Genomic DNA, 8,737 nt, shown 5'->3' with positions numbered 1-8,737 from the left:
TCAGGTGTCTATAAGAGACAGTCCAGGGGCTTGATGCCGGGCGGCGTGTTCGGGCGCGTCGCGAGGAACACGGCCACGCTGACGCCCAGGAGCAGCGAGCCTCCGAAGAGGGCCAGCGCCAGCGGCTTCCGGTTGGGCGCCGTGGGGGCCTCGTCCACGGAGATGTCCAGCGCCATGGTGCTGGGGCCGGAGCCGGGGGCACCGTACGGGCCGCTGATGGGGCCGCTGCCGGTCGCGGTGAGCCGGGCGCCGCTGAAGACGCCGCTGACGCCCACGGTGGACGCCACGCGCCGCATGGCGTCCATCACGTCGTCCATGGACTGGTAGCGCTCGGCCGGAATCTTGGCCAGGCACTTCATCACCAGGGCCTCCACCTCGGCGGGCACGCCGTGGCTGGGCCAGATGGAGCCGAAGGCGGGAGGCGGCTCGTTGATGTGCTTGACGATGACGTCGATGCTCTGCGCGGCCAGGAAGGGCGGACGGCCCATCAGCATCTGGTAGAGCACCACGCCCAGGCTGTACACGTCACTGCGCGGGTCGGCGACGTTGCGCGCCTGCTCTGGCGCCATGTACTGCGGCGAGCCGAGGATGATGCCGGCCTGGGTGAGCGACGTGTCCTGCGGAATGGGGCCGGCGTCGCCGATGAAGGACTTCACGAGGCCGAAGTCCAGCACCTTCACCACGTCATGGTCCGTCTCCTGGTTGAGGACCATGACGTTGGCGGGCTTGAGGTCGCGGTGGATGAGGCCGACCTTGTGCGCCTCGCGCAGCGAGCGGGCAATCTGCTGGGTGATGTTGAGCGCGCGCGCCCACGGCAGCGGGCCCACCTGGGTGAGCAGCTGACCGAGCGTCAGCCCCTCCAGGTACTCCATGGCGATGTAGTAGATGCCGTCGTCCGTCTTGCCGTAGTCGATGACGGTGACGGTGTTCGGATGGCGCAGCTTCGCGGTGACGCTGGCCTCCAGGAAGAAGCGCTTCTGGAAGCCGGGGTCCTTGCCCTCGCCGTACTGGGGGCTGAGCACCTTGAGCGCGACCAGCCGGTCCAGCGGCGCCTGCATGGCCTTGTAGACTCGGCCCATACCGCCGGAGCCGAGGGTCTCCAGGATGCGGAAGCGCTCGTTGAGGACCCGACCGAGCAGCGGATCCTCCTCCATGTCGGGTGGGGCGCCATGCACCGGGGCGTTCTTCTCAATCATGTCTGCCCCCGCTGGGACCGGGAAGGCACGTGACGCTCCGGTCGAACATGCCCGGCGATGCTAGCACCGCAGTCCGTTCGACCCCAAGCGAGCTGCCCGGATGCCGCGGTGCGGCACGGGCCGAGATTCCGGCCCCGGCGGCGCAAGGTTGGGTAGCTGACAGCGGGAGGGCGGGGCGTGCGGAGGAGGTGACTGGGAGTATGGGAGCCCCGCGCGGCGTGACGCCGGGGGTTGCCCGCCTGCCTGCTTCGAGCCGGACGGTGCGGGGTGGGCGGGTTAGGTTGGGCCGTATGAATGCCCGCCTGTCCGAGCTGCTCTCCTCCGCGCCACCCCATCCGCGCCGGGTGGTGTGCATGACGGAAGAAACGACGGAGGTGCTCTACCGTATCGGCGCCGGGGACCTCGTGGTCGGCGTGTCTGGCTTCACGGTGCGCCCGAAGGAGGCGCGAGAGAAGCCGCGCGTCAGCTCGTTCCTGGACGCGAACTTCGAGCGGATTCTCGAGCTGAAGCCGGACCTGGTGCTGGGCTTCTCCGATTTGCAGGCGGACCTGGGCCGCGAGCTGTGCAAGCGGGGCGTGCCCGTGTACCTGTTCAACCAGCGCTCGGTCGCGGAGATATTGCAGGCGGTGCGGCTGACGGGAGCGCTGGTGGGGCGCGCGGAGGCCGCGGAGCGGCTGGCCGACGAGCTGACGGCGAATCTGGAGCGGCACGCGGAGGCCGCGGACCGGCTGCCACGCCGGCCGCGCATCTTCTTCGAGGAGTGGCACGAGCCGCTCATTTCCGGCATCCGCTGGTGCTCGGAGTTGGTGGAGCTGGTGGGCGGCGAGGACGTGTGCCGCGAGTCGCGCGCGTCACACGGGGCGAAGGGCCGCATCTTCGAGCCGGAGGAGGTGGCGCGCCGCAATCCGGAGGGCGTCATCGCGAGCTGGTGCGGGCGCAAGGCGAAGCGGGAGAAGATTGTCGCCCGCCCGGGCTGGGCCGGGGTGCGGGCCGTGGTGGACGACCAGCTCTACGAGGTGCGCAGCACCTTCATCCTCCAGCCGGGCCCGGCGGCGCTGTCGGACGGCGTGGATCAGCTCGCGCGCATCGTCGCGGCGGTGGCCCACGGCGAGAAGCTGCCCGAGCGGCGGAAGGGTGATTTGCGCGCGGTGGTGTGAGGCGCGGGGTGGGCGTCCGGCCCTCCACTTTTTCGAGGGGGCGGTGCGAGTCGCGCGCTCATGAGGCCCACCCCGCCGGGCGCCGCGCGTGCCAGGATGCGCCCGTGCCCCCGCCGCTGCTCGCCCTGCTCATCGCTCCGCTCACCGTGGCCTCGCCCCAGGCGACGGAGACGCCCGCGCCTCCAGCGCAGGCACCGGCTTCGGTCCCGCCTCAGTCGCCAGCCGCTCCGGAGACGCCGGGCGTCGAGGAGCCCGAGGAAGGGCCCGAGCCTCCGAAGGTGCCCCCGGGTGCCGGCCCCATCGAGGAGGCCGAGGCCCAGCGCGAGAACTACGAGGAGGCCCTCGTCGCCCGCGCCCTCCAGCAACTGGGCCGCGTGGTGGAGCCCGCGCCGGAGGGCAAGGTGCTGGAAGAAGTCCTCGTCACCACCGAGGACGTGGTGGCCGAGAGCGACCCGTACCCGAACCTCCTCAACATCTTCCACATCCGCACCCGCGAGGAGGTCGTCCGCCGCGAGGTGCTGCTCCAGCCCGGCGAGCCGTACTCGGACGCGCTCGCGCAGGAGACGGCGCGCAACCTGCGCGCGCTGCCCCTCTTCTCCGTGGTGCGCCTCATCCCCGTGAAGGGGCGCGCGCCGGGCACCGTGGCGCTGCTCGTCGTCACCAAGGACCTCTGGTCGCTGCGCCTCAACAGTAGCTTCTCCGCGGTGGGCTCGCTCCTCCAGTACCTGCAGCTGCAGGGCACGGAGCAGAACTTCCTCGGCCGGGGGAAGAAGCTCGCGGTGGACTTCACGCTGCGGCTGGACACGCTCAGCTTCGGCCAGAGCTACACCGACCCGCGCGTGCTGGGCAGCCGCTGGTCGCTCAGCGAGTCCGCCGCCATCATCATCGGCCGAGAGAGCGGCAAGCCCGAGGGCTCGCGCGGCAGCGTCGCCGTCAGCCGTCCGCTGTACTCACTGTCCACGCCGTGGAGCACCAGCGCGTCCGTGGCGTGGAACGTGGAGACCAACCGCGTCTACCGCGGCGCGGACATCTGGCAGCTGCCCTTCCCGGGCGGCTCCCCCGTCCCCTACGTGTACCGGACGGAGGAGGTGGCCGGCGGCGTCTCGTACACGCGCTCGTTCGGCTACCGCTACAAGTGGAACCTGGGTGGCACGCTGGGCGCGTACCACTACGCCTATGACCCGCCCTCCTCGTCGATGCTGAGCGAGGAGCAGCAGGCGTGGTTCCGCCGCGAGTACCTGCCGCGCGCCGAGGACGCGGGCTACGCCTCGCTGTCCCTGCGCGCCTTCGAGGCCCGGTACGAGGTGCTGCGCGACGTGGACTCGTACGCGCTCTCCGAGGACTTCCAGATGGGGCACTCGGTGTCGGTCACGCTGCGCTACGCGCCCCCCGTCTTCGACTCGACGTCCCACTTCGCGGAGGCCGGCGTGGCCGGGCGCTACCGGCTGCGGCTGGGCGAGGCGCTCACCACCATGTCCGCCGCGACCGCCATCCGCCGCCAGCTGGGCGAGGGCGCGGGCTGGACGAACCGGCGCTGGGCGACGGAGCTGGTGCAGGTGTCCCCCAAGGTGCTCGGCGGGCGCTTCGTGGCGCGCGGGGTGCTGGACGTCAACATCGACGACCTGTTCGACCGCGTCACCCTGCTGGGCGGCGGCAATGGCCTGCGCGGTGCGGCCGCGGACGCGTACTCGGGCAAGCGGCTGTTGCTGGTGAACGTGGAGTACCGCTCCAAGCCGCTCGTCGTGCGCACGGTGCACGTGGGCGGGGTGCTCTTCTTCGACTCGGGCAGCGCCTTCGACGACCAGCCGGACATGGTGCACTCGGTGGGCGTGGGCCTGCGCGTGCTCTTCCCCCAGTTCAACGTCGTCCCGTTCCGCTTCGACTTCGGCTACGTGCTCAACGACACCCGGCCTCCCGTGGGCAGCCGCTTCTCGCTCGCGGGCGGGCAGATCACCGACTTGCGGCCCGGCTTCCTGGACTCGCCGCTGTAGCCGCCCGGGCCGCCGCGCGTCACGGCGGCTCGACGCGCAGCAGCTCGCGGAACAGCACCTCCGCCACGTCGCGGAACAGCTCGCCGGAGGCCAGCAGGCCGCCGCAGTGGTGCGGCTCGCGCGCCAGCGTCAGCGCCACCGTCTTCCCCAGCACCGCGTCCCAGAAGGGTTCCGAGCCGTCCGGCAGGAGGAACTCGCGGATGATGTTCCGGGGCCACGGCAGCACCGTCGTCGGGTCCGCGTCGCTCAGCGACGTGAAGCAGTCCAGGTCCACGTCCAGCAGCACCTGCTCCGCGGCGTCCAGCACGTCCCGCACCGCGTCACCCGGGGCGGGGTGGCTCCAGGCCTCGGCCGCGCGGTCCACCGTGGACACCGCCACCAGCCGGTGCGAGCGGCCCCGCGTGTCCACGTACGTGTCGCCCGTGAAGGCGCCGCGTGGCCGGCCCCGCGCCACCAGCAGCGCGTCTCCCACCAGCCCCGCCTCCATGGCCGCGAGGATGTGGTCGTAGTTGCGCACGTCCAGCGCCCAGCGCGCGTGCTCGTCCAGCGCCCTCAGTCCCGCCGAGCGGTCCGGCACCTCCGCCGGCCGCTGGGGCACCACGGTGTCCAGGTGCCTGTCGAGTGTCACCAGCAGGGCAGGGGGGCCGGACGGGCCCAGCGCGACGGCCCACGAGGGCAGGGCGAGCCGGTGCGGGTCGAAGACGTACGCGTCCGTCGGGCCGCGGCCTCCGCCCAGTCCGAGCCGGATGACTCCGGCCAGCCGCAGGTGGCTCGTTGCGTCGTCTTCTGTCCGCATGACGTCGGGAATCCTCCCGCCTGCCCGGCGTTTGCTCGGGCCGCGTGGCGGCCGAGTGTAGGCTTCCCCGCACCTTTCAGTGAAAGGAGACCCGCCGCTGGCGGGTATTCGACTACGCATGCGCCAGGTCCTCACCGCCGCGCTCATCCTCGTGAGCGCCCCCGTCTTCGCCCAGGAGCTGAAGCCCCCACCCATGTCCCAGCCGCAGCGCAAGCAGGACACCTTCCTGCGCCAGTTCTCTGAAACGCGCCGCTTCATGAGCGGCCGCCCCGTGGGTGTGCGCATCACCCCCGACGAGAAGTCCGTCCTCTTCCTGCGCACCTCGCCCACCTCCAACGTCCAGACGCTGTACGCCTTCGACGTGGAGTCCAAGCAGGCGAAGGAGCTGCTCACCCCCGAGGCCATCCTCAAGGGCAGTGAGGAGACGCTCACCCCCGAGGAGAAGGCCCGCCGCGAGCGCATGCGCGTCAGCGCCCGGGGCTTCACCAGCTATCAAATCTCCGAGGACGGCACCCGCCTGCTCGTCCCGCTCTCCGGCCGCCTGTACGTGGTGGAGCGCGCCACCGGCAAGGTGACGGAGCTGAAGACGGGCGCCGGCACGCTGGACCCGAAGTTCTCCCCGGACGGCAAGCAGGTGGCCTATGTGCGGGACAACGACGTCTACCGCATCGACATCGCCGCCAACAAAGAGCAGCGCGTCACCCAGGGCGGCACCGCCGCGAAGACGCACGGCCTGGCCGAGTTCGTCGCCCAGGAGGAGATGAGCCGCTTCTCCGGCTACTGGTGGAGCCCGGACGCGAAGGCCTTCGCGTACACGGAGTCCGACACCTCCGAGGTGGAGAAGCTCACCATCGTCGACGTCATGCACCCGGAGAAGGGCGGCGAGGACTTCGCGTACCCGCGCCCGGGCAAGGCCAACGCCAAGGTGCGCCTGGGCGTCGTCGCCGCCACCGGTGGCAAGACGACGTGGGTGGACTGGGACGCGGCGAAGTACCCGTACCTCGCCACCGTCGTGTGGCCCAAGGCCGGCCCGCTCACCATCCTGGTGCAGAACCGCACCCAGACGGAGGAGAAGCTGCTCGCGGTGGACCCGCGCACCGGCAAGACGCGCGAGCTGCTGACGGAGAAGGACGAGGCCTGGGTGAACCTGGACCAGGACTTCCCGCTGTGGCTGGAGGATGGCAGCGGCTTCCTCTGGTACACCGAGCGCAACGGCGGCCCCGAGGTGGAGCTGCGCAAGGCGGACGGCTCGCTGGAGCGCAGCGTGGTGAAGCCGGACGCGGGCTTCCGCTCGCTGTCGCGCTTCGTCCAGAAGGACCGCACGCTCTACTTCTCCGGCGGCCCCAACCCCACCGAGGGCTACCTGTGGCGCGTGAAGGACGGCGGCGCCCCGGAGAAGGTGTCCAGCGGCGCCAGCGGCCCCGGCACCGAGGGCGGCATCGTGTCCAAGGACGGCGGGCTGGTGGTGCTCAACGCCTCGGGCCCCAAGTCCCTGCCGAAGACGCACGTGCTGCGCGCGGACGGCACCCGCCTGGGCGAGCTGCCCGAGGTCGCCCAGGAGCCGCCCTTCGTCCCCAACACCGAGGTGCGCCAGGTGGGCCCGCGGAAGTTCTGGGCCTCCATCACCCGCCCGCGTGACTTCAAGAAGGGCCAGAAGCTGCCCGTCATCGTCGAGGTGTACGGCGGCCCCACCACCACCGTCGTCTACCAGAACATGGGCGCGCACCTGATGGCGCAATGGATGGCGGACCAGGGCTTCATCGTCGTGAAGTTCGACGGGCGCGGCACCCCGCTGCGCGGCCATGAATGGGAGCGCGCGGTGCGGTACGACTTCGCCGGCGTCACGATTGAAGACCAGGCCGCCGCCATCCAGGAGCTGGCGAAGGAGGTGCCGGAAATCGATATCAACCGCGTGGGCATCTCCGGCTGGAGCTTCGGCGGGTACATGGCCGCGCTGGCCGTCCTCAAGCGTTCGGACGTCTTCAAGGCCGCGGTGGCCGGCGCCCCGGTGGTGGACTGGCTCGACTACGACACCCACTACACCGAGCGCTACCTCGGCCTGCCCCAGGAGCACCCCGAGGCGTACGAGAAGAGCTCCCTTCTCACGTACGCGAAGCAGGACAAGCCCATGGGCAAGCTGCTGCTCATCCACGGCACCGCCGACGACAACGTGTACTTCTTCCACACGCTGAAGCTGTCGGACGCGCTCTTCCGCGCTGGCAAGCCGCATGACCTGCTGCCCCTCAGCGGCCTGACGCACATGGTGCCGGACCCCGTCGTCACCGAGCGCCAGTGGGAGCGCGTCATGGACCACTTCAAGCGCAGCCTGTAGTCCGCGCGCTCGAAGCCTGACGTCTGGAAAAGCAAGAGGCCCGGTCCCTGGAGTGGGGGCCGGGCCTCTGTTTCATCTGCCAGTCCGCGAGGAGTGGCAAACGGACGCGTTACCCGCCGACGGCGCGGACGTTCTGCGCCTGCAGGCCCTTGGGGCCGCGGGTGACCTCGAACTCCACCTTCTGGCCCTCGGCCAGGGTGCGGAAGCCATCCATGTTGATGGCGGTGTGGTGGCAGAACACGTCCTCACCACCGCCGTCCTGGGTGATGAAGCCGAAGCCCTTCGCGTCGTTGAACCACTTCACGGTACCAGTTGCCATTGCACTTCCTCAGTCTCACGGGGCGGCATTGTCTCGAGTGCCGCCTGTTCTTCCCGCCCCCCGACTACCGGGAGACACCAGCATTTGTAGTGAAACGGCCGACTGGAAGTCCAGCCGGCCGTCCGGAATTCCCCGGGTTACTACGAACCCGGGCATGAGCACTGGAGTGACGCCGTGGCGCGTCAGACCTCGAGCAGGAGCCGCTCGGGGTCCTCGATGCACTCCTTCACGCGCACGAGGAACTGCACGGCCTCGCGGCCGTCCACCAGGCGGTGGTCGTACGTGAGGGCCACGAACATGATGGGGCGGATGACAATCTGGCCGTCGCGCACCACGGGGCGCTCGACGATGTTGTGCATGCCCAGGATGCCCGTCTGCGGCGGGTTGAGGATGGGCGTGGACAGCATGGAGCCGAAGATGCCGCCGTTCGTAATCGTGAAGGTGCCACCCTGCAGGTCGGCGAGGCCCAGCTTGTCGTTGCGGGCGCGGGTGCCGTAGTCGCCGACAGTCTTCTCCAGCTCCGCCAGGCCCAGCTTGTCCGCGTTGCGCACCACCGGCACCACGAGGCCGCGGCTGCCGCTCACCGCCACGCCGATGTCGTAGTAGTGCTTGAAGATGACGTCCTCGCCGTCGATCTCCGCGTTGATCTGCGGGAAGGCCTTGAGGGCCTCGACGGACGCGCGGATGAAGAAGCTCATGAAGCCGAGCTTCACGCCGTGCTTCGTCTGGAACTTCTCGTTGTACTTCTTGCGCAGCGCCATCACCTCGCCCATGTCCACCTCGTTGAAGGTGGTGAGCATGGCGGCGGTGGACTGCGCCTGGATGAGGCGCTCGGCCACGCGCTTGCGCAGCGGCGTCATGCGCACGCGCTCCTCGCGCGCGGCGTTGGGACGCGGGCCCGCGGGCACCGCCGGGGCGGCGGGAGCCCTGTCTCTTATTTATCCAC

Annotated in this window: 5 protein-coding genes and 2 pseudogenes; 3 read left to right on the top strand and 4 right to left on the bottom strand. The window is 70.3% G+C overall.

Annotated elements, in window-relative coordinates; translation table 11 throughout:
* Positions 1 to 38: 38 nt before the first annotated feature.
* Positions 39 to 1,196, bottom strand: a pseudogene (locus tag HG543_RS48240) (serine/threonine protein kinase); the annotation flags it as partial.
* Positions 1,197 to 1,486: 290 nt separating this feature from the next.
* Between HG543_RS48240 and HG543_RS48235 the strand changes: the two are divergent.
* Together HG543_RS48235 and HG543_RS48230 are read left to right on the top strand one after the other, a co-directional pair.
* A complete protein-coding gene (locus HG543_RS48235; protein WP_169351722.1) occupies positions 1,487 to 2,353 on the top strand; it encodes an ABC transporter substrate-binding protein in 867 nt (288 codons plus the stop codon).
* Between the two features lie 278 nt (positions 2,354 to 2,631).
* Positions 2,632 to 4,344 (top strand): BamA/TamA family outer membrane protein, encoded by a 1,713-nt coding sequence (locus HG543_RS48230; RefSeq protein WP_371876551.1) that lies wholly within the window; start codon positions 2,632 to 2,634, stop codon positions 4,342 to 4,344.
* Between the two features lie 19 nt (positions 4,345 to 4,363).
* Here the strand turns inward: HG543_RS48230 and HG543_RS48225 are convergent, their stop codons facing one another.
* Entirely contained in the window at positions 4,364 to 5,140 is a 777-nt protein-coding gene (locus HG543_RS48225; protein WP_169351721.1) for a UPF0489 family protein, read from the bottom strand.
* 118 nt (positions 5,141 to 5,258) lie between these two features.
* Between HG543_RS48225 and HG543_RS48220 the strand changes: the two genes are divergently transcribed.
* Entirely contained in the window at positions 5,259 to 7,472 is a 2,214-nt protein-coding gene (locus tag HG543_RS48220) for a DPP IV N-terminal domain-containing protein (protein WP_169351720.1), read from the top strand.
* Positions 7,473 to 7,581: 109 nt separating this feature from the next.
* Here HG543_RS48220 and HG543_RS48215 read toward each other — a convergent pair whose 3' ends face one another.
* Positions 7,582 to 7,791 (bottom strand): cold-shock protein, encoded by a 210-nt coding sequence (locus tag HG543_RS48215; protein ID WP_169351719.1) that lies wholly within the window; start codon positions 7,789 to 7,791, stop codon positions 7,582 to 7,584.
* Positions 7,792 to 7,973: 182 nt separating this feature from the next.
* Positions 7,974 to 8,720: pseudogene (gene sucB / locus HG543_RS48210) on the bottom strand (dihydrolipoyllysine-residue succinyltransferase); the annotation flags it as partial.
* Between the last annotated feature and the right edge of the window lie 17 nt (positions 8,721 to 8,737).

The sequence above is a fragment of the Pyxidicoccus fallax genome (assembly GCF_012933655.1).
Lineage (GTDB): Bacteria > Myxococcota > Myxococcia > Myxococcales > Myxococcaceae > Myxococcus > Myxococcus fallax.
Note: the sequence above shows the minus strand (reverse complement) of the source record. Positions and strands in the feature narration are given on the sequence as shown.